This window comes from Brevibacillus sp. DP1.3A (assembly GCF_013284245.2).
Classification (GTDB): domain Bacteria; phylum Bacillota; class Bacilli; order Brevibacillales; family Brevibacillaceae; genus Brevibacillus.
This window is the reverse complement of sequence record NZ_CP085876.1, coordinates 1,323,124-1,344,617: the sequence shown is the minus strand read 5'-3', so window position 1 is coordinate 1,344,617 and position 21,494 is coordinate 1,323,124. Positions and strand designations below refer to the sequence as shown.

The following is a 21,494-nucleotide window of genomic DNA, read 5'->3' as shown; positions in this document are numbered from 1 at the left end:
GGAAACCCTTGTGGCGCAAGGGTTAACCGATGCTACCTTCCATCTCGAACTTAATGAGACGATTCATCTCAACCGCATACTCCATCGGCAATTCTTTCGTGAATGGCTCGATGAAGCCCATTACGATCATTTCAGTTGCTTCTGCTTCAGACAGACCACGGCTCATCAGGTAGAAGAGTTGATCCTCAGATACCTTGGATACAGTCGCTTCGTGCTCAAGCGTGATGCTGTCATTCATGATCTCGTTGTACGGGATCGTGTCGGACGTGGACAGTTTATCCAAAATCAGCGTATCGCACTTGATGTTGGACTTGGAGCCTTCCGACTTGCGTCCAAACTGCGACAGACCACGGTAGGTTACTTTTCCGCCATCACGGGAAATCGACTTAGAAATGATCGTCGATGTGCAATCTGGCGCCAGGTGAATCATTTTCGCACCTGCGTCTTGGTGTTGTCCTTTTCCTGCTACTGCAATGGAAAGAACGGTACCTTTTGCGCGAGGTCCTTTCATGATAACAGCTGGGTATTTCATCGTCAGCTTGGAACCGATGTTACCATCGATCCATTCCATGTTCGCATCCGCGTATGCAACCGCACGTTTAGTAACGAGGTTGTATACGTTGTTGGACCAGTTTTGGATCGTGGTGTAACGGCAACGAGCGCGTTCTTTTACAATGATTTCTACGACAGCGGAGTGCAAGGAATCCGTGCTGTAGATTGGAGCTGTACAGCCCTCTACATAGTGAACGAAGGAATCTTCATCGGCGATGATCAGCGTACGCTCGAATTGACCCATGTTCTCCGAGTTAATACGGAAGTAGGCTTGCAGTGGAGTTTCTACTTTTACGCCTTTTGGTACGTAAATGAAGGAACCACCGGACCATACTGCCGAGTTCAATGCAGAAAACTTGTTGTCTGCTGGAGGAATCACTGTCGCGAAGTATTCCTTCACGATTTCTGGGTGCAGTTTTACTGCGGAATCCATGTCGCAGAAGAGAACGCCCAGTTTTTCCAGGTCTTCCTGCATGTTGTGGTATACAACCTCAGATTCATACTGAGCAGATACACCTGCGAGGAACTTTTGCTCTGCTTCTGGAATACCCAGCTTGTCAAAGGTTGCCTTGATTTCTTCTGGCACCTCATCCCAGCTACGGCCTTGCTTTTCAGAAGGCTTTACGTAGTAGGTGATGCTGTCAAAATCGAGGTCATCCAGATCGCCGCCCCATTTTGGCATCGGCATGCTGTTGAAGATGTCCAGCGATTTCAAGCGGAATTCCAGCATCCATGCTGGCTCATCCTTGATCTTCGAAATTTCTTCGACGATCTCGCGTGTCAAACCCTTTTTGGTACGGAATACTGAAACGTCTTTATCGTGGAAACCGTACTGATACTCCTGTATTTCTGGGCCTTTAACAGCCATCGTTGCTCACTCCTTCGTGTTCATGTCCCTTACCCATCATTATTCTTGCTCCGCCTGTTTGACACCTTGCTCCAATGCTTTCCAAGCCAATGTCGCGCACTTGATTCGCGCTGGGAACTTGGCTACGCCAGACAAGGCTTCGATATCACCAAGATCAATCGAGTCATCGATTTCTTTGCCTTGCATCATATCGGAGAATTTTTGCGACAGCTCCAGTGCTTCTGCTACTGGCTTGCCTCTGACAGCATCTGTCATCATGGATGCAGACGACATGCTGATCGAACAGCCTTCGCCAAGGAACTTCGCGTCCACCACTTTGCCGTCCTCCACTTTCAAGGAGAGCGAGATGCTGTCGCCACAGGTCGGGTTATTCAAATTCACAATGAGTCCGTCGGATTCTTCCAGCTTGCCGCGGTTGCGCGGTTTCTGGTAGTGATCCATAATGACGCGGCGGTATAAATCATCAAGAGAAGACATTGCCGAAATACTCCTTCGTCTTCTTCAAGCCCGCGATCAGCACATCTACTTCTTCTTCTGTGTTGTACAGGTAGAAGCTTGCCCGAGCGGTAGCCGTCACATTCAGCCAACGCATCAGCGGTTGTGCGCAGTGATGACCGGCACGAACTGCGATTCCGTAACTGTCCAGCACCGTCGCCAGGTCATGCGGATGTACTGTATCCAGGTTGAATGTAATTAAACAGCTGCGGTCCTGCTGTGGGCCGTAAATCTTCAATCCTTCGATCTCGCGCATTTGTTCCATCGCGTACTTGACGAGATGTTTTTCATGGCGCTCGATATTGTCCATTCCGATCTCTTCCAAAAAGTCAATCGCTGCTCCCAATCCGATAGCTCCTGCGATGATCGGAGTTCCTCCTTCAAATTTCCAAGGAAGCTCCTTCCACGTGGAATCGTACATATCCACATAATCGATCATTTCTCCGCCGAACTCCATCGGCTCCACACGCTCCAGCACCTCACGCTTGCCGTACAGAACACCTACGCCTGTCGGGCCTGCCATCTTGTGCGCTGAAAACGTATAAAAATCGCAATCCAAATCCTGGACGTCGATTTTCTTGTGTGGAGCACCCTGCGCTCCATCAACAAACAAAAGTGCGCCATGCTGATGAGCGATTTGGGCAATTTCCTTGATTGGGGTAGTATCCCCCAATACGTTGGAAACATGGTGAATCGCAACGAGTTTGGTATTGTCCGTAATTGTTTCCTTGACCGCTTCCAGAGTAACGGTACCGTCCTCTGCCAGCGGAATGAACTTGAAAGTCGCTCCGGTCGCCTTGGCTGCCTGCTGCCATGGAATGAAATTGGCGTGATGCTCCACCAAAGTGGTCACGATTTCATCTCCAGGCCCCAGGTACTTGCGAGCATAGCCATAAGCTACCGTATTACAAGCAGATGTCGTACCACGTGTAAAGACGATTTCTGCGGCTTCACGGGCGTTGATGAAGGCGCGAACTTTTTCACGCGCGCCCTCGTACCCATCTGTCGCTATGTTACCCAAGGTGTGCACGCCACGGTGCACATTGGAGTTATACTCCCTGTAGTATTTATCCATCGCCTCGATAACCTGAATCGGCTTTTGAGAGGTTGCACCATTATCCAAATAAACGAGCGGATGTCCGTTTACTTCTTGGTGTAGGATGGGAAAATATTTCCGAAGCTCCTTGGCGTTCATTAGCCTAACTTCCTTTCAAGCGCCTGACGGAGTCTGTTTTTCACTTCTTCTACTGGAATCTCAGCGACAACTGGCTCCAGGAAGCCGAGAATGATCAGACGTTCTGCGCCTTGACGGGAAATACCACGAGACATCAAGTAGAAGATAGACTCTTCACTAAAACGTCCTACCGAAGCTGCGTGACCCGCTTTAACGTCATCCTCGTCGATCAACAGGATCGGGTTGGCATCACCGCGAGATTTATCGCTCAGCATCAGGATGTTTTCCGCCTGTACGCCGTTTGCCTTTTCAGCGCCTTTTTCGATTTTCGTGATACCGTTTAGGATACTCACTGCTTCATCCGTCATAACAGCCTTGCTCACCATGTCAGACTCCGTGTGCGTGCCGATATGTTGAACTTGGGAAGTGAGGTTTTGACGTTGGGAACCAGTACCTACAGAAATGGATTTGGTCTCTGCGATCGAAGCAGTTCCCTTGAGGATGGTGGTGTTGTTGGCAACGGTATTGCCATCGTTCATCTCACCCAAAATCCATTCCATTTTTCCATCGCGATCAATGGTTGCACGACGGAAGCTGTAGTCGTGAACGTCTACAGACAGCGAACGTACAGAAGCTACTTGCACAGATGCGCCCGCGCCTACATATACTTCAACAACGCTGTTCGCAACCATGCTTTTGCCTTCGCCAGATACATATGTATCCACGTAGGTTACTTTGCTGTTCGCTTCTGCCACGATCAAAACATGTGGAGCCAACAGAGCATTGTCGCCTGCGATTTCATACACAGCTTGCAGGGGAACATCTACTTCCACGTTTTTCGGAACGTAGAGGAATACGCCACCATTCACTACTGCAGTATGCAGCGCAGTCAGCTTGTGCTCATCAAGTGCGATAACGTTCAGCAAATATTTTTGTACGAGATCGCCATGTGATTGCAGAGCATCAGCAAAAGTCGTGAAAATCACGCCTTGTGCCTTCAACTCATCGGATACTGCTTGAAAAACGGTAGAAGCATTTCTTTGTACCAACAGGTTTTTCACGCTGTCGACATCGATTTGTGCTTTTACCAAATCGCTGAGTTCATTCGCCGCTGCCACCTTCGCAGTGGTTTGGAACGGATCGAAATCAACGGTATTCCATTTATCAATCTTCGTTTTCTCCAAGGCAGGGAGCGCCAGCTCTCCCGCCGCCTTCAGTCCAGCGAGGCGCTTTTCCAGGAACCAGGCAGGCTCCTGATTAGCTTTGGAGTACTGGGTGATCGCCTCGGAATCGAAGCGTAGCTGTACATCCACACTCATTTCACTGCTGCCTCCTTCATCCTACACGTTGGCGTTTACGGTTTCGTCCTCGATGCCGAGCTCTTCCTTGATCCAGTCGTAGCCTTCTGCCTCCAGGCGTTCAGCCAGCTCAGGACCACCGGACTTCACGATACGACCTTGCATCATGACGTGTACGAAGTCAGGCTTTACATAGTTCAGCAAACGCTGGTAGTGCGTAATAATCAAGAATCCGCGGTCTGCGGAGCGCATTTCGTTTACACCAGCTGCAACGATTTTCAATGCGTCGATGTCCAAACCGGAGTCGATTTCATCCAAAATACAGATAGCTGGCTCCAAGAGCATCATTTGCAGAATCTCGTTACGCTTTTTCTCACCACCGGAGAAACCTTCGTTCAGGTAACGGTGGGAGAAAGACTCATCCATTTCCAGCGTGTTCATCTTTTTGTCCATCTCACGGATGAATTTCATCAGGGAGATTTCGTTTCCTTCGCCACGGCGCGCGTTGATCGCAGAACGCAGGAAGTCAGAGTTGGTTACACCGCTGATTTCGGACGGGTATTGCATCGCCAGGAACAGACCTGCACGTGCGCGCTCGTCTACTGCCATTTCCAATAAGTCTTCGTCATTGATCAGCACTTCGCCATCGGTTACCTCATATTTTGGGTGACCCATCAATGTGGATGCCAATGTCGATTTACCGGTACCATTTGGTCCCATGATCGCGTGCACTTCGCCGCCCTTGATCTCCAAATTCAGGCCTTTGAGGATCTCTTTGTCCTCGATCTTGGCGCGAAGGTTTTTTATTTGCAAATGCGGTACTGCTGTCATCTGAATTCCCTCCATACACGTCAAAAGTGAGTTGGTAAATTCTCAATCCATTCTCAATAACTATCTTATAATAAGAATAATTATAAATCAAGGAATGAAACATATCTGTATTTTTTATATCATTATATTTAGAAAGTCCGTTTTTGCGCATGAATCCTTCCTAAATATTGTTGCCTCCGCAGCATTTTTCCCTTTGGAACTTTGGGACATACGTTTCCGCCTAAACTCTAGGTATTTTTTACAAAAAACACCACTATATACCTAGAAAGGGATGGAGCATTTTGAAAAAGAGTACAAGAAACTCGCTATTGTCTTACTACTCGTAGGTGGCACCACAGTCTTCGCAAAAACGGGCACAGAGAAAATATCTGCTCGTTTCTCCAACATTAAATTGATAGTCAATGACCAGAAGCAATTGTCCAGCAGGCAAAAGACACCTTGCCGCTTCCTTGTGACCCTTCCGATGTAAAAGGCAGCTTGTACTATTGCTCACCAGTGAAAGAGGTCGTTTCCAAAGGTTATGTCAATCTGACAGGAATGAGTAATCAGGAGTTTCTCGTTATGTATCGCTATCACACTATTGAAGGGCTCCCTTGGGAAGCTTACCTGACTCTTCTCCGTCAGTCAAATGGAAAAGTTGTCCCAGCAATAGCTCGAAAGTATTCGATGGCAGCAAGTAACGGATGAGCTAAAAACCGACGGTCACAGGCTGACGGTTTTTTCTGTTTTCACGAAGAAAAAACGGATAGACCTAATCGTCTACCCGTTTCTTTCCTGTTCGATTACTTTACTTTAGGACCCGCATTCGCAATATCTGCTGCATTCGGGAATTTCTTCTCGAAGTTCTCAATGAAGCGTGCAGCCAGATCAGCCGCTTGCTTGTCGTAATCTTCCTTGTTTGCCCATGTATTGCGTGGTTGCAGAACTTCAGCAGGAACATTCGGGCAAGAAGTCGGTACTTGTACCCCGAAAATCTCGTCAGCTGCATAGTCTACTTTTTCCAGCTCACCGTTCAATGCTGCTGTTACCATCGCACGTGTGTAGGACAGCTTCATACGTTGCCCAACACCTACCGGGCCACCAGTCCAACCAGTGTTCACCAGGTATACTTGAACCTTGCGCTCGTCAATCTTCTTACCGAGCATTTCTGCATATACTACTGGATGCAGCGGCAAGAATGGAGATCCAAAGCAAGTAGAAAACTCTGTTTGCGGAGCGGTTACGCCACGCTCTGTACCTGCCATTTTGCTGGTGTAGCCAGACAGGAAGTGGTACATGGCTTGCTCTTTATTCAGCTTGGAAATTGGAGGCAATACACCGAACGAATCGGCTGTCAAAAAGACGATGACATTTGGTTGCACGCCTACGCCTGGAATCACAGCACCCGGAATTGCTTCCACTGGGTACGCAGCGCGTGTATTCTCTGTATATTTGGTGCTATCGTAGTCTGCTACACGAGTCGCTTCGTTTACGTCTACATTTTCAAGTACGGTACCGAACTGGATTGCTTTCCAGATTTGCGGTTCGCCTTCTTCAGACAGCTTGACGCATTTTGCATAGCAGCCGCCTTCGATATTGAACACGCCATTGTCAGACCAGCCGTGCTCATCGTCACCGATCAAGAAACGGTCCGGGTCAGCAGACAGCGTTGTTTTTCCTGTACCGGACAATCCGAAGAACAGGGCAACGTCTCCGTCTTTACCTACGTTCGCAGAGCAGTGCATCGGGAGTACGTTGCGCTCTGGAAGCAGCATGTTCATTACGCTGAAGATCGACTTTTTCATTTCGCCAGCATACTCAGTGCCACCGATCAACACTGTTTTTTGCTCAAAGCTCAAAACGATGAAAGTCTCGGAGTTCGTGCCGTGTACCGCAGGATTGGCCTTGAAATTAGGCGCATAGATAACCGTGAATTCTGATTCGTGCGCAGCCAGTTCTTCTTCGGACGGACGGATGAACAACTGACGTGCAAACAGGTTATGCCAAGCGAATTCGTTCACTACGCGGATCGGCAGACGATAGGTTGTATCTGCACCCGCAAAGCCATCGAAGACAAACAGTTCATCTTTTGATTGTAAGTATTGGAGCACGTCTTGTTGAAGTGCTTGGAATTTTTCAGTGCTGATTGGTTGGTTAACCGGACCCCAGTTGATTTTATCGTGTACGGAAGCTTCGTCCACCACAAATTTGTCCTTTGGCGAACGGCCGGTAAACTTCCCTGTTAGCGCATTGAGCGCCCCCTTATCGGTCAAAATCCCTTCGCCACGCTTCACTGCCATCTCAACAAGATTAGCTACAGGCAAGTTATGATACACTTTTGTAGCTCCAAGAATGTCAGTAAGCTTTTGAACCGTATTGGTTTCCATGTGTGAACGATCTCCTTCCCAAAATGTGTACCATTTATTGTGACTTTCTAATTGTCGCTCGATTTGTAATTAGTATATCACATTTAGCTAAATAAGCTACATAATTTTATAATCTCTTATGGAGAATGTGTGAATAACCCTCCTCATGCGTATTATTCCCCAACAGCAGTATTTTGTCCACAAACCAATCAGTCTATCGACTAGTCGGGAAGTACACAGAGACATTTTCCTCACAAAAAGAGCAACACCAAGAGTTTACTCTCTTAGTGTTGCTCTCACAAGGCATAAAGATTTACGTATTTTCAAACGTTTTCACGACTGTTTGACACAAAATCGCCACACCTTTTTCCAATGCAGAGCGTTCAAAATGCATTAGCGGATGATGCAGCCCTGGTACCAAATCACATCCAAGAGCCAGCATCGTTGCCTTGATATGAGGGCGCTCCACCGTATAGTAGTGGAAATCCTCCGCTCCCGGACTGACAGGCGCCGCTCTCAAATTCTCTTGACCGAGCACATCTACGATCGCCTGCTCCATAAATGCCTTCGCTTGATCATCGACCTCTGCCGCTACCATGCGCGACCCGGCCTCTACCTCTATACGTGCCTGAAATGACATCGCCACTCCGTCAATCATTTGACGAACACGATTCACCAGGTCATCCATCGCCTGATTCGTCTGTGCTCGCAGATCGAGGGCAAAACGCGCCTTGTCCGGAATAATGTTGTAGCTCTCTCCCCCGGCTTGCAGCATGGTCATTTTGACGGTGGCCGGTACCATTGGATTGATATGTACTTGACCGAGACCTGAAATAATCGCCCCCGCTACTTCAATCGCATTGATCCCGAGATGCGGTCTCGCTCCGTGCGCAGCGACTCCTGTGATTTCCCCGTAGAGAAACATGGCTGCTCCGTTGTAAATAGCGGGTCCCGCCGTTCCATGTGCCATCTCCTGAATCGGTCTTAAGTGAACACCGTACAAATAATCGATGTCATCGACGACACCCTTCTCCACCAGCTTCAATGCTCCCGTTCCTTTTTCTTCTGCTGGTTGGAACAAGATTTTTAACGTTCCCGGCGGTTGATATCCAGCGGCGACCAATGCTTCTACCGTTTCCACAATCAATGTCATATGGGCGTCATGACCACAGGAATGATTCGCGCGCCATTCACCGTTGACTTCTTGCCAGAGTGCATCGATATCTGTGCGCAAGCCAACAACTGGCTTCCCTTCGCCCCATTCCGCTACTAAACCTGTACAATCGTCAAAAGTCGTAACACGCAGTCCCAAGGCACGCATGCGCTCCGCCAAATAACGAGTTGTTTCTACTTCCTTCCAGCTAATCTCCGGATTCTCATGCAGATGACGGAATGTTTCGGCAATAGAATCTTTACGTGCGGCAACCGTCTGTTGCAACGACATAACAGTAGACATCAAAGCGCCTCCTCCAGAACCGTTTCTTCCTATTATATCACACTGCCCAATAGACAGTTCACCGACAGGTCAGTCGCAAAATGGCATCGAGCTTCAATTGGTCGCGCAATGGCCCTGCTATTTGCACCTTTTCTTTGGCTAGAACATAGACGAGCTCATCGCCGCCAAACAGCATGTGCATTTGTTTCTCCGCTCCCTTGATGATCAGATCGGCAGGCTGCTCTTCTGTCCATACATCCCAGGATGCAACGCCTTTTGCTATCGTCAATTGCCACTGTGAAGGTGAATCATCCACTACAATTCCGATCCTGCGCTCCCATCCTGCTGTTATGAATCGCAAGTGTGCTTTTCCTTGTAGTCGCTCACCCAGTTCAAAAAGCAGTCTGCCCATTCCGATCATCTACACGCCACCCCTCTCTTCCCATTTGGGTTCGTGGCCTGTCAGGTCGAATCCTTTGGCGAGGAATGAGAGTCACTGTCGGCTGTTGTCAGGGTAGTTATCTTTTTCTCGACATTGGTAGGAAGAGCTTTAGAGAAGCCTTTTGAGTCAGCATAGTGGAGGAGAAGAAAAAGCACAGTTCTCTTCGACGCTGACACGCCAGCATGGGGGGATTCACTGGTCGTCTCCACTTAAAAAAGGGGACCGTCGAGCCAAAGCCACCCTACGGGCGGAAGTTTCTCAAGGAAGAAGTGTTCGACAAGCGTGGTCCCCTTTTTTAAGTTCCGACTGGGGAGGCGTTGTCAAGGTCTGCGAGCCCTGTGCTTTTTCTTCTCACCCGCTTTGTTGGTTCATCGGTACCTTTTAAAACGTAATGAAGATCATCTACAACCTTTATTCCGCACCACAATAGAGAGATGGGAAAAAACAAAAAAGCATCCGCTTTACGCAGATGCTTTTCGCAAACACTACTCATCGAACTCGTCTTTATCGAGTCGCACCTCAAGGTGGTGACCATCGGGTGTCTCAAAATACAAATTATAGCTAGTAGGCTGTGTAATTGGGCCACGATAGCAAATATTCTCTGCCTCCAGCTTATCGACCAGATAGTCCAGCTCAGCTCGGCTTTGCACAGAGAAGGCGAGATGATCGACCTGCCCTACGCCGCCTTTCCCAGCTTCCCCGCCATGAGGATGAAGACCGATCCGTGTGTATGTGCCAATTTGAAAGTAGACAGGTGCTCCTTCCGTCATATTCTCTTCCGGGATAGGGACTTCCAAAATGTCCTTAAAAAAACGAGCTACCTTCACAACATCACTACAATTCAATGCGATGTGGTGAACGGCTTTCAAATGAAACATTCACACTGCCTCCCACGTCAACTCAGGTCATGCGCTCTTGTGCGACATTAGCTTTTCTTTTATTGTACTGCTTCAATCGCTCGCTTAACCGTCTTAAACGAATCATCAATGCTTCCCGCCAATCGTCATCCTGTAACTCCTTGGCGACCCCGAGCAGATCAAGTGAAATATCGATCTGCTGCTTTAATACTTCGGCGAAGCTGGCCGCTTCATCCGTCATGGTACAATTCTCAAACAACTCGGATGTATTGTCAACACTCACAAAGTCAGCAAAATCCACTTCTGGAGCCTGATCTCCCTGAGCATATTCTACTAAAATTTCGTATTCTCCCTCAATACCGGGATGAACCTCAATTCTGTCACATACAGGACAAAACATGATCGGGACATTGTGTACAACCGTTTTATAATGACGGACTGAGCCTACGGAACCTACCATTCCAGCACCACAACAAAAACTCATATAGTCTCCCTCCCTATTCGCCAAATGAAACGTCCATGTCCGTTTTTTGGTCGAAACTTTGTCTGTATCCGCATTGTAGCCTATATGCCCACTAACACTCCACCCGCAAATGCTACCAATAAATGAATCGAAGTAAGATTTGGTTTATCCATTTTACTCGATTTGCTTAGATTCATGCAACATTTTCTGACTAGTATGAATATTTCCCCTCATTTGCCTAAATCCATCATACAAGATAGTCTTAATCTATCCGATAATAAGGAATAATAATCATTTTAGCAAAAATTCAAAAGGAGAGCGGTTCCATGTTTCGTTTCAAAAGTCTTCGTGCTCGAACCCTGACCATTACCCTTCCCGTCATTATCTTGACTCTTTTGCTCGTCGTGGGCATCGGTTTCTGGTTCTCTGTCGACCAACTGGATCGGGAAATTGAGGACAAAATGAATTATCAACTAGATATGGTCGGCAGTAATGTGGAAAAGCAACTGGAATCCCATAGCAAGGTAACGCTGAGTATGGCTCGCTTTATTGAAATGGGTCCTGTTACAAATTCGCTAGAGCAGTTAAATTCCCTGCTGTCCAAAACTGTTCTCATTAATGATACGACGGTTGGAATGGGAATTTTCATGGAACCTTACGCTTTTGACCCGAACAAGAAACTCGTTGCTACTTACGGGGCAAAGACCGACGGCAAGGTGAACATTACAGATGAGTACAGCAGCGACTCCTATAACTATCCAAATCAAGACTGGTACAAAGTCGGTATCTCGACTAAGAAGGAAACCAATTATTCCGAGCCGTACTTTGACGAGGTTTCCAAGGTCTCCATGGTGACAGTAGTCGCTCCTTTTTATACGCCGGATAAAAAGCTTCTGGGTGTAGCCACAGACGATATTACACTCACTGACGTGGAAAAGCTCGTCTCCAGTACAAAAGTAGGCGAAACAGGCTGGGCCTTTTTGGTGGATCAAAAAGGGAGATACCTCGCTCATCCTCAATCAGACAAGCTGATGAATCATTCCGTTCAATCTGACGAAAATGCTTCCTTGGCAGCAATAGGTCCTTCTCTTCTAGAAGAGAAGTCAGGAATGAAGACGTTTAATGATGACAACGGCATCAATCGTGTTTATTTTCAAGAGTTGGGAGATACAAACTGGACAATCGCTCTCGTGATGCCAGAAAAAGAAATTGCCGATCCACTCTATGAATTGTTCTTTGAGCTTTGTATGGTGAGTCTGATCGGTCTGCTGATCATGGTTGCTGTCATTTATTACTTCAGCAAATACGTAACCAAACAAATCGAACGCGCCAACCAGCTGTCCCATGCCCTCTCCAATGGCGATTTTACCGCTTCTATGGATATTCAGACAGCAGATGAGATGGGGGTTATGGCAAATCGCTTCAACTCCATGACGTCAACCTTGCGCGAAACGCTGGGTCAAGTCAGCTTCAACGCTCAACAGGTTGCTGCTACGTCTGAGCAATTGATGGCAAGTGCGGAACAGACGAGCAAAGCAACCGAGCAGATTGCTCAATCCGTTCAAGAAATTGCCTACGGTACTGAGCAGCAAGTGGATGCGACCGTTCAAGGCTATGAGGTCATCAACGAGATTGCTGTACACATCGAAGCGATGGAAAAAGGCATTGAGGATGTAAATCACTCTACACAAGAAGCAAACCGCCAAGCCACAGATGGCAATCAGATGGCAGCCAAAACGGTCGAGCACATGGATGTGATCCATAGCCAGATGACCAAGACTTCTACCATTGTCAATACACTAGGCCAACGCTCCCAAGAGATTGGAGAAATGATCTCACTCATCACGACGATCGCCAATCAAACCAACCTGCTCGCTCTGAACGCCGCTATCGAAGCAGCTCGCGCCGGAGAACAAGGACGAGGCTTTGCCGTTGTAGCGGACGAGGTGCGCAAGCTGGCAGAACAGTCCAGCTCTGCCGCCGAGCAGGTCAGTCACATCGTCACGGTGATTCAGCAGGACACAGGCTCAGCGATTGCGGCAATGAATCATGGCTCTTCTATTTTGGGAGAAGGCATGACTCTCGTTCGCTCAACAGGAAATGCATTTGAGCAAATTACTGGCTCCACGTCGGGGTTGCTCGTCCGCATGAATGAAGTGACTACAGAAATGAGCAAGATCAGTCAGCAAATGCAGACGATTGTATCCGCCATTACGCATATTACACAAATCGCAGAACAATCAGCCGGCAACTCTCAAACGGTTGCGGCAGCAGCGGAAGAACAAACCGCTTCGATGGAGGAAATCTCTTCGGCTGCAACGATGCTGGCGAAAATGGCAGAAGAGCTTAATGATGCAGTACGAACATTCAAGTTGGAGTAGTTCGTCCATAAATAAAGAAAAGCCGGAGCATAAAAGCCCCGGCTTTTTTTGTTTCCTATTCTTTTACCATCGCTTCGTATTTGTCTGCATCCATCAGCTTGTCCAGCTCAGCTGTATCAGACAATTCGACGACGATCATCCATGCTTGCTCGTATGGCGAAGAGTTAACCAGTTCAGGAGCGTCTTCCAGTTCGCCATTTACTTCTACTACTTTACCAGTTACAGGAGCGTACAGTTCAGAAACGGTTTTTACCGATTCCACGCTGCCAAACGGCTCATCCTGTTGGATTGTCGCGCCTACCTCAGGCAACTCGACAAACACGATGTCACCCAGCTCTGATTGAGCAAAAGAAGTGATTCCGATGTACGCCTTGTTTCCTTCTACTCGCACCCACTCATGCTCTTCACTGTAACGTAGATTTTTCGGGAATTCCATCGTTTACATATCCTCCTATCGGGTACAATCCATTACACATACATAATTAGACGAACATTCTAGGATTCCTCTTCGATCCCCAAAATTCTGAACAAGCGTTTTTTTACCAGTTGGAGACCCTTCTCTCCTGCCTGAAAGTGACGTAACTGGAGAGCCTCGTCAAACAAGTAAAAAGCGGGGACGTATTCATTCTGGAATGCATCGACTGTCTTTCTATCATTATCGATTGCAATAGGGTGTGTCAAATGTTGTTCTGCAATCGCCTTCTTGATCATCTCGATGTCTGTATCTTTTTCCGAATGAGGCATATGAATTCCAATGACTTTCAAACCGTTAGCAGCGTATTGATCTCGCCATTCGTTTATGCTTGGCATCGATTCCTTGCACATGTAGCAACTGACGGACCAGATATGTACCAATACAGGACTTCCAGCCAAATCGGCTTTGGTTACTTGCCCGTTGATCCACTCCGTAATCCCAGAAAAGTCAGGCATTTCTTCGCGCAAACGCATGAAAGCTCATCCCCTCTTTTTTGACTTCAACTGCTACACACTTGTTTTCATGCGAAGAATCCCGGATTGATCGATGGCAGCCACAGCCTCTAACAGGATCTCTGGAGGTTGGACGAGAGCAATTCGTACATACCCTTCTCCTTCTTCGCCGAAGGCACTTCCCGGAACGACCACGACCCCGGCTTTCTCCAGTAAAGCGAAGGCAAACTCTCGTGACGTCCAGCCGTTCGGTACAGCTGCCCAGACGAACATGGTCGCCTTTGGAGATGGAATGTTCCATCCTGCTTTTGCCAATGCCCCCAGCAGCACATCACGCCGTTCTTGGTAAACGGGCGCGACTGTGTTTTTCCTCCCGGACTCCCGATCCCTTCGCAAAGCCTCAATGGCCATTTGCTGTACAGGCAAAAAGACACCGTAATCAATATTGGATTTTACAATTGCAAGCGGCTTGATGATGTCTGCATTCCCTACAACGTAAGCGATCCGGCAACCTGCCATGTTGAAGCTCTTGGAAAACGAATTAAATTCAATTCCCACTTCCTTCGCTCCTGGCACTTGCAAGAAGCTCGGCGCTTGGTAGCCGTCAAACACCATCTCCGAATAAGCCAAATCATGAACCACGATAATATCAAAACGCTTGGCAAAAGCCACAACCTCTTCAAAAAAGGCAAGGGTAGCAACCGCGGAAACCGGATTATTCGGATAGTTCAGAATCATGAACGTTGCACGAGCCGCTATCTCCTCTGGAATGTCTGACAGCTTTGGCAAAAATTCATTTTCTGCCCGCAGTGGCATCCGGTAAGGTACCGCTCCCGCCAAATGAACGCTTCCTTCGTAGATCGGATACCCAGGATCAGGTACGAGAACGATATCTCCAGGATCGGTCCATGCTAAAGCAAAGTGAGCCAAACCATCCTGGGACCCCATCAAGGAATGAACCTCCCCATCTGACGCTAGCTCCACCCCAAAACGATATTGATACCAGCGGGCGACCTCTTCTCGGAAGGTCTCCGTTCCATCGCTCAACGGATAGCGAAAAGCAGTTGGTTGCTGGATGGCATGGATTAACGTTTGCAGTAGCTTCTCGTCAGGCTGCTGATCAGGACTGCCAATGCTCAAGTCGTATACCGTTCTTGTTTTGGCAACTTCCCTTTTGCGAGCCTCCATCTCTGAAAAAATATCGGCGGAAAGATGGTTCAATCTTTTGGAAGGTTGGCGCATCATGCCTTCCCTCCCCAAGCCTTCTCCAGCTCTTCTTCTTTGAAACCAAGGGTTACGGTTTGATCGCTTGCGATAAGAGGCCGTTTGATCAGCTTGCCATTGGAAGCCAACAGCTCCAGCATTTCATCCTCTGACATCGTAGGAAGCTTGTCCTTCAAGCCCAGCTCGCGGTAATGGACACCGCTCACATTGAAAAACTTGCGTAAATCGAGTCCGCTTGTCTGCCATATTTGGCGCAGTTCTTCTTTGGACGGTGGTGCATCCACAATCGGAATTTCTTCGAAGCCAATATTTTGATCCGTGAGCCATTTTTTCGCTTTGCGGCATGTATCACATTTGTTGTATAGGTAGGCTTTCATCGTCATGATCATTTCCTCGCTTTTTCGTTTCTGACAAAAACGACAGCCGTCCCTGTCTTCTGGCTGTCGTCATACGTTTGCTTCTCCTGTGGAATCCGTTATTCGGTGCGCTCGCTCTTTGTATGATCTTCTTCATTCGTCTGGTCAGGATTTACCTGCCACATTTGCGAAAGCGGCGAGAAGGGCACCCCTAGTTGCTTGGCATTCTGGTCTTCCACAGCCTCAGCCAGTGTCCCGGTTAAAGGCATGGTGTACTCAATGTGCTCATCCATCTGCCCATCCTCCTTCACTTTTCCTAGTGTGAGGAGTTTGCACGTCATTATGCAGATGGTTTTGCCTTGATCTCAACTTGATAGCCAGCGTGCTTTCTCGTCTGGAATACACCATTTTCAAAAATCAAATACTGTGCTTTCACACCGATCAATCGCCCGCCGAGCTGTTCTTCTTTATCGAGCGTCTTAGAATTAATTTTATCCAACGACTCCAAGATCGGATAAGCAATATCTACCCATTCGTCCTCGCGATATTGGAATGCTTTAAACTGTTCAGGAAAATGACCGTACACTTCGTCACGCATGGCGAGCAAGTCGATTTCCTTCACATCTCCCTTGAGCATTTTGCGCCAGTTGGTCTTGTCTGGCAAAAACTGACTCAAGTGGAATTCAAGCTCCCCAGCCATCCGACGAGTGGGAAGCTCCGCAATCGGAATCGCGCGAATTGCGCCTTGATCCACCCAGCGTCTCAATTCATTATGCTTGCGAGTCAATCCTACCTTTATATCACTCGATACTGCCAGATAAACAAAATGAGGAATCATGCAATATCTCTCGCCAAAGCTCTCGTCCCGGCAAGTCCCCAATTCAAAATGACATTCATGCGGCTTGACGATGCACAAGTCATTTTCTGGCAGTTTGGTAAAACAGGGATAGCAATACCCGCTGTTAAACGTCTTGTTTGTTTTGCGGCCACAGGCAATGCAATTTTTTTCGCCTAAAAACGAAATCGTCAATTCACTGCCCAGCCATTCATTAAGCGGAAGGCGATCTTCACCGATATTCAAATAGTAGTCTACCGGCTTGTCCCCTCCATGGTACTCGTGTGTTAGTCCTTGCAAAATACCGCGGAGTTCCACCAAACTCTCTCCTCTCCTATGTACGGTTCTTCCATTTTAACATAACCGCCACCCACTCTGACCGCTGTTTTCTTTTGGTAGCATGTTTTCCCTAGCAGGAGGTGAACCTAATCACATCCCAGAAGAAGGAGGCGATTGTTCATGCGCAAATGCATACGGTACGCCTTGCTTTTCGCCTGCCTTCTTGGCTACGGCACCCTACCTGCTTTTGCTCAGCAAACACTGCCTTCGTATGAGCCGATCCACAGAATCGACACAGAGAAAAAGGTCGTCGCTCTCACTTTTGATGATGGGCCGGATGCTATCTATACGCCCAAAATTCTTGAAGTGCTGCATCAGTACAACGTTCGCGCTACGTTTTTTGTCCTTGGCTCCCAAGTGGACAAGCATCCAAAGGTCATGCAGTGGATTTACAAGGCTGGACATGAAATCGGCAACCACGGCTACCACCATTTTGATCTGAACAAGCTGACCGAGCATGAAGTGTACGAAGAAATCAAGCATGCAGAACGCTCCATTTTGAAGACGACCGGCATTTTGGCGCAATACTACCGTCCACCCTACGGCATCCTGACACATGACGTCATGAATGCGGTTCAATCCAGTGGCTACGACATCATTCACTGGTCGATTGATCCTCGTGATTGGTCTTTGGCACGTACGGCTAACGTCATTGCCAAAAGCGTCAAGAGCAATGTCTCCTCCGGGGATATCATCCTGTTTCATGATGGGGGTCTAAACCAACGGCAAACAGTCGCTGCACTCCGGGAGCTCATCACGGATTTGCGTTCGCAGGGCTATCGATTTGTCACGGTCAGTCAATTGTTGGATGCAGCAAAATAATACGGCACCAATGCCTCGTTTTCCTGAAGCGAAACGAAGCAACTGGTGCCCTTCTTTTTTACGCCAATACCTTGCCCAAGAACGAACGCAAGCGATCGTTAACGTTATTGCCAAAAACCTCACTGGGATGACCTTCTGCCATGATGATACCTTGATCCATAAAAATGATTCGGTCGCCCACTTCCTTAGCAAAATTCATTTCGTGCGTCACGATCACCATTGTCATGCCTTCTTTGGCTAAATTTTTGATGACGGCAAGCACCTCTCCTACCAGCTCCGGGTCTAGGGCAGAAGTCGGTTCATCAAACAGCATAACCTTTGGATTCATGGCGAGTGCTCTTGCAATTGCCACTCGCTGCATCTGCCCCCCAGACAGCCGCTCGGGATACACATCGGCCTTATCCTGAAGCCCTACCTTCTGCAAGAGAGCCAAGCCTTGCTTGCGGGCTTCTTCCTGGGACATTTTCTTCACTTTTACAGGAGCCAGCATGACGTTTTCCAGCACCGTTTTATGCGGAAAGAGATTAAAGCGCTGAAAGACCATCCCAACCTCTTCTCTGACTTTATTCATATCGGTCTTGGGGTCTGACAAATTATGTCCATTGATGACAATCTTTCCGCTGCTCATTTCCTCCAACTGATTCAAGCAACGTAAAAACGTGCTCTTGCCCGAGCCAGACGGACCAATGACGCAGACTACTTCCTTTTCTGCTACCTGAGTCGTAATGCCCTTCAACACTTTCAGATCGCCGTAGTTCTTCGTCAAATCCGACACCTGTATAATCATTTGTCTGTCCCCCTATTGCGATAAAACAAGCTTGTCGTTCTTGTTATTTCATTTTACCGCAATAGTCAAAAAATTGCATGAATTTACTGTTCAGCCTTTGGTTGCCAGCCTCGTAGCCGATCACGTCAATCCCATTTTTTCCAGTGCTCGTCCCATGCGTAACTCTGCCCTCGACGGCTCATGCTAAGTGTGAGGTGGTTTTCATGCATCGAAAAAAATGGGTCGCTCTCGTAATTGTACTGGTCGTTTTTCTATTAGGGCTTTTGGTGGAGGGTATTTACGGGACTTATACAGATCTCGTCGACCATCCTGGGTTTGCTTGGGAAGAAAATGTAGTATCGGGCTATGGCAACAGCAAAATTGTGCAGCTATTTGTGAACGGCGTTATTTCGGGGCAACAAAATAGCGCTGGGGTGCCTTCGATGACGGAGCTATTGACTGAACAGCTACGCCGAATTGAAGAGGATGAACTGGTGAAAGCCGTGGTCCTTCGTATTGATAGTCCAGGTGGAGAGGTCGTCGCTACCGATGAATTACACAGACGCTTGCTACGGCTCAAGCAAGTTCGCAATCTTCCCATTGTCGTCAGCATGGGTTCCACAGCAGCCTCAGGCGGCTATTACTTGGCCACAACAGGCGATGCGATTTTTGCCAATCCCAACACACTGACTGGCAGTCTCGGCGTGATTTTCAACCTGTTTAACTATAGTGAAGCTGCGAACAAACTGGGTGTACATCAATACGCGATCAAAAGCGGACGCTTCAAGGACATCGGCAGTCCATCCCGGCCACTAACGGACCCAGAACGGCACATTTTCCAAACACTCGTCAACGAAAGCTACAACAATTTCGTCGACGTCATCGTTAAAGGCCGCAACCTCTCCCGTCAACGCGTGCTGGAAATCGCTGACGGCCGTGTCTATTCCGGTGAGCAAGCAAAACGCCTGGGTCTCATCGATGAATTCGGCGATTTGGAGGAAGCGACTCGCTATGCCCTCTCTTTGTCTGGAGAAAAAGAAGCCATGGTCATACGCTATGCAGACCAGCTCTCCATCAGCAAGCTGTTATTCAGTATGAAGCAATACTGGTCGAATCCTGATCCGCTTGGTCTCAATCGAATATGGGACCGCCAAAGTTCACCTCGTCTACTGTATCAGTTCATGCCCTAAGCCTGTTAAAAAGGAAAGGAGTGACTTCTCATGAACCAGCTTCCCGACGATGAAAAAGCACATGATCCTGTATCCCATGAGCCCTATCCAGAAGCCCATCCACAGCATTCATATGCAGGCTTTTGGATTCGTGTCGTAGCATCGCTCCTTGATTCGATGTTCTTGATCGGGATTAGCTACCTCGTTTTCAATCCGTTACGGCGTGTTTTTTCCGTTCCTTACGCCTCTTTTCACTTCATCGATTTGGTAGAGGTGTTGTTTGATCTCCTCTATATGATCTTGCTGACCTGGTGGACCGGACAAACCTTGGGAAAGCTGATCACAGGCATCCGTGTCATCAGTGCCAGACAGGCGCGAGGCAATCTGACAGGCGGACAAGTATTATTACGAGAAGTCATCGGCAAATTCGTTGCTTCACTCATTTTCGGACTGGGCTATCTATGGGTTGCATGGCACCCACGTAAGCAAGGTTGGCATGATCTGATCGCCAAAACGTATGTCATCCGGGATCGTCGACCATAACCTCCGCTTTATTGCGGGGGTTTTATTTTTGCATCCTTGGTCCCTATTTTTGTAGCCGCTTCCTGCCGATACCATTACCAACAAGGCAGATCCTATCCCAACCGAGGAGGAAGATACATGCGTAAACAGAAAGTAACCAGCATCCTCGCCCTGAGCCTTTCGCTGGCTCTGCTCGGCCACGTTGCCCCTGTCCTTCCTGTTTCAGCTGCATCTGCTGTCCCTCAAGCAGCAGCCGTTAAAACGAATGACGTCTATAACCTTCAGCTAGGAATGAGCACAGCACAGGTAGAACAAACATTAGGCAAGCCTGCCCGGATCGATCCTAGTCATACGGGCGTGGAATGGTGGATTTACAATCAAGATTTGAACAACTATATTCAAGTCGGCCTGCAAAACGGCAAAGTCGTGACGTTGTTTACTAATGGAGCCAAGCTGAATCTGAATGGCATCACGATTGGATCTACTACAAAAGACCTACAAAATAGCTGGGGTGCACCGCAAGACACGCTGACGATCATCCCAAGTCTGCGTATCCAAAAAAATACCCTTACTCATCCGACCTATATCCAAAACAATCAGGCGATCACCTTCTCTATCGATCAACTGGGTGGAAATAAGGTCGCAGGGGTGCGCATCTCTACTCCTGAGCATTTTGCCACCATTGCGATTGGCTTGATGTATCCCATTTCCTATTCGAAATTACCGGAACTGCCGAAACTGACAGACGCACAGATGAAGCAGGCAGCGCTCGCATACGAGAAACAAAATTTGGACTTGCTCAACGTGGCAAGGCAACGTGCCAAGCTGCCTGTTATCACTTGGGATGAACAAGTTGCAGCAGTAGCCAGAGCACACAGCCAAGACATGGGCCAGAATAACTTTTTCAACCATACCTCCCCATCTACGGGAAGTCCGTTTGATCGTTTGAAGCAAGCCGGCATTCGTTACAGCTCAGCTGGTGAAAATATTGCCTACGGACAACTAGACGGGATCGAAGCCCACATGAGCTGGATGAACTCCGCAGGCCATCGTCAAAACTTGCTCAGTCCAAAATTCAAGCAACTCGGAGTCGGTATCGTTATGAAAGACGGCCGACCGTATTTCACGCAAAATTTTGTTACTCGCTAATACTACAGCAGCAAAAAGACACGCCGTCGTCAGTGGCGTGTCTTTTTTTGTGAACACAAGGGCAAAGCTATGGCTGCGAAGTTGCATTTGTAGTGGCAGGTGCAGGTGCAGACGGTGTCGGAGCCTGGCCGTCATCTGAGAAGAACGGGATGATTACCAGACTGAGCACGAAAAATAAGATCCAGGCAATGCCTCTTCTAAAAATGCACGGTGTCAGCATCGGGTAACCCCTTCCAATCATGCT

23 protein-coding genes are annotated in these 21,494 nt (G+C 48.1%); 5 read left to right on the top strand and 18 right to left on the bottom strand.

All coding sequences use genetic code 11. The features are described from left to right. Positions 1–22: 22 nt before the first annotated feature. The 10 genes from sufB to HP399_RS06060 form a co-directional block, all read right to left on the bottom strand. Entirely contained in the window at positions 23–1,420 is a 1,398-nt protein-coding gene (gene sufB, locus HP399_RS06105; RefSeq protein ID WP_017251432.1) for a Fe-S cluster assembly protein SufB, read from the bottom strand. Positions 1,421–1,459: 39 nt separating this feature from the next. Then, complete coding sequence (gene sufU, locus HP399_RS06100) at positions 1,460–1,897, bottom strand: Fe-S cluster assembly sulfur transfer protein SufU (RefSeq protein ID WP_173616589.1); 438 nt, start codon at positions 1,895–1,897, stop codon at positions 1,460–1,462. Then, the gene (locus HP399_RS06095; protein WP_007726378.1) at positions 1,884–3,110 is read right to left on the bottom strand and encodes a cysteine desulfurase; all 1,227 of its coding nucleotides are present in this window, start codon (positions 3,108–3,110) and stop codon (positions 1,884–1,886) included. The genes sufU and HP399_RS06095 overlap by 14 nt, the downstream gene beginning before the upstream one ends. Further along, positions 3,110–4,408 carry a Fe-S cluster assembly protein SufD gene (sufD, locus tag HP399_RS06090; RefSeq protein WP_173616590.1) on the bottom strand — a complete coding sequence of 433 codons (1,299 nt, stop codon included), beginning with the start codon at positions 4,406–4,408 and terminating at the stop codon, positions 3,110–3,112. The genes HP399_RS06095 and sufD overlap by 1 nt, the downstream gene beginning before the upstream one ends. A 21-nt stretch (positions 4,409–4,429) precedes the next feature. Next, positions 4,430–5,218 carry a Fe-S cluster assembly ATPase SufC gene (gene sufC, locus HP399_RS06085; RefSeq protein WP_017251436.1) on the bottom strand — a complete coding sequence of 263 codons (789 nt, stop codon included), beginning with the start codon at positions 5,216–5,218 and terminating at the stop codon, positions 4,430–4,432. Between the two features lie 782 nt (positions 5,219–6,000). Then, on the bottom strand, positions 6,001–7,584 hold the full coding sequence (gene pckA, locus HP399_RS06080; protein WP_173616592.1) for a phosphoenolpyruvate carboxykinase (ATP): 1,584 nt from the start codon (positions 7,582–7,584) through the stop codon (positions 6,001–6,003). A 292-nt stretch (positions 7,585–7,876) separates the two neighbouring features. Beyond that, the gene (locus HP399_RS06075; protein WP_173616593.1) at positions 7,877–9,019 is read right to left on the bottom strand and encodes a M20 peptidase aminoacylase family protein; all 1,143 of its coding nucleotides are present in this window, start codon (positions 9,017–9,019) and stop codon (positions 7,877–7,879) included. 58 nt (positions 9,020–9,077) lie between these two features. Continuing rightward, positions 9,078–9,419, bottom strand: coding sequence for an SCP2 sterol-binding domain-containing protein (locus tag HP399_RS06070; RefSeq protein ID WP_007726372.1), 342 nt, complete (start codon positions 9,417–9,419; stop codon positions 9,078–9,080). 506 nt (positions 9,420–9,925) lie between these two features. Further along, the gene (locus HP399_RS06065) at positions 9,926–10,318 is read right to left on the bottom strand and encodes a VOC family protein (protein WP_007726371.1); all 393 of its coding nucleotides are present in this window, start codon (positions 10,316–10,318) and stop codon (positions 9,926–9,928) included. Positions 10,319–10,340: 22 nt separating this feature from the next. Beyond that, positions 10,341–10,781 (bottom strand): hypothetical protein, encoded by a 441-nt coding sequence (locus tag HP399_RS06060; protein ID WP_173616594.1) that lies wholly within the window; start codon positions 10,779–10,781, stop codon positions 10,341–10,343. 305 nt (positions 10,782–11,086) lie between these two features. Here HP399_RS06060 and HP399_RS06055 point away from each other — a divergent pair, with 305 nt between their 5' ends. Further along, on the top strand, positions 11,087–13,141 hold the full coding sequence (locus HP399_RS06055) for a methyl-accepting chemotaxis protein (RefSeq protein ID WP_173616595.1): 2,055 nt from the start codon (positions 11,087–11,089) through the stop codon (positions 13,139–13,141). A 55-nt stretch (positions 13,142–13,196) separates the two neighbouring features. Here HP399_RS06055 and gcvH read toward each other — a convergent pair whose 3' ends face one another. The 6 genes from gcvH to HP399_RS06025 form a co-directional block, all read right to left on the bottom strand. After that, complete coding sequence (gene gcvH, locus HP399_RS06050) at positions 13,197–13,577, bottom strand: glycine cleavage system protein GcvH (RefSeq protein ID WP_047073101.1); 381 nt, start codon at positions 13,575–13,577, stop codon at positions 13,197–13,199. A 59-nt stretch (positions 13,578–13,636) separates the two neighbouring features. Further along, on the bottom strand, positions 13,637–14,089 hold the full coding sequence (locus HP399_RS06045) for a redoxin domain-containing protein (RefSeq protein ID WP_173616596.1): 453 nt from the start codon (positions 14,087–14,089) through the stop codon (positions 13,637–13,639). 33 nt (positions 14,090–14,122) lie between these two features. After that, a complete protein-coding gene (locus tag HP399_RS06040) occupies positions 14,123–15,313 on the bottom strand; it encodes an aminotransferase class I/II-fold pyridoxal phosphate-dependent enzyme (protein WP_173616597.1) in 1,191 nt (396 codons plus the stop codon). Beyond that, positions 15,310–15,675, bottom strand: a complete 366-nt coding sequence (locus HP399_RS06035) for an arsenate reductase family protein (protein ID WP_007726358.1) — start codon at positions 15,673–15,675, stop codon at positions 15,310–15,312. Before HP399_RS06035 ends, HP399_RS06040 begins: the two co-directional genes overlap by 4 nt. Positions 15,676–15,767: 92 nt before the next feature. Next, positions 15,768–15,941 carry a hypothetical protein gene (locus HP399_RS06030; protein WP_173616599.1) on the bottom strand — a complete coding sequence of 58 codons (174 nt, stop codon included), beginning with the start codon at positions 15,939–15,941 and terminating at the stop codon, positions 15,768–15,770. Positions 15,942–15,988: 47 nt separating this feature from the next. Then, complete coding sequence (locus HP399_RS06025) at positions 15,989–16,801, bottom strand: DUF2797 domain-containing protein (protein WP_173616600.1); 813 nt, start codon at positions 16,799–16,801, stop codon at positions 15,989–15,991. A gap of 141 nt (positions 16,802–16,942) precedes the next feature. Between HP399_RS06025 and HP399_RS06020 the strand changes: the two genes are divergently transcribed. Beyond that, complete coding sequence (locus HP399_RS06020) at positions 16,943–17,644, top strand: polysaccharide deacetylase family protein (protein WP_007726352.1); 702 nt, start codon at positions 16,943–16,945, stop codon at positions 17,642–17,644. A gap of 58 nt (positions 17,645–17,702) precedes the next feature. On the opposite strand, the gene HP399_RS06015 is transcribed toward HP399_RS06020, so the two are convergent. Continuing rightward, a complete protein-coding gene (locus tag HP399_RS06015) occupies positions 17,703–18,431 on the bottom strand; it encodes an amino acid ABC transporter ATP-binding protein (protein WP_217367434.1) in 729 nt (242 codons plus the stop codon). 203 nt (positions 18,432–18,634) lie between these two features. Here HP399_RS06015 and sppA point away from each other — a divergent pair, with 203 nt between their 5' ends. The 3 genes from sppA to HP399_RS06000 all read left to right on the top strand — a co-directional run bounded on the left by sppA (position 18,635) and on the right by HP399_RS06000 (position 21,250). Then, complete coding sequence (sppA, locus tag HP399_RS06010; protein ID WP_173616601.1) at positions 18,635–19,600, top strand: signal peptide peptidase SppA; 966 nt, start codon at positions 18,635–18,637, stop codon at positions 19,598–19,600. Positions 19,601–19,630: 30 nt separating this feature from the next. Beyond that, the gene (locus HP399_RS06005; protein WP_173616602.1) at positions 19,631–20,122 is read left to right on the top strand and encodes an RDD family protein; all 492 of its coding nucleotides are present in this window, start codon (positions 19,631–19,633) and stop codon (positions 20,120–20,122) included. Between the two features lie 117 nt (positions 20,123–20,239). Then, positions 20,240–21,250 (top strand): CAP domain-containing protein, encoded by a 1,011-nt coding sequence (locus HP399_RS06000; RefSeq protein ID WP_228088457.1) that lies wholly within the window; start codon positions 20,240–20,242, stop codon positions 21,248–21,250. A 67-nt stretch (positions 21,251–21,317) separates the two neighbouring features. Here the strand turns inward: HP399_RS06000 and HP399_RS05995 are convergent, their stop codons facing one another. Then, positions 21,318–21,470: a hypothetical protein gene (locus tag HP399_RS05995; RefSeq protein WP_017251452.1), complete on the bottom strand. Its 153-nt coding sequence runs from the start codon at positions 21,468–21,470 to the stop codon at positions 21,318–21,320. Positions 21,471–21,494: the final 24 nt, after the last annotated feature.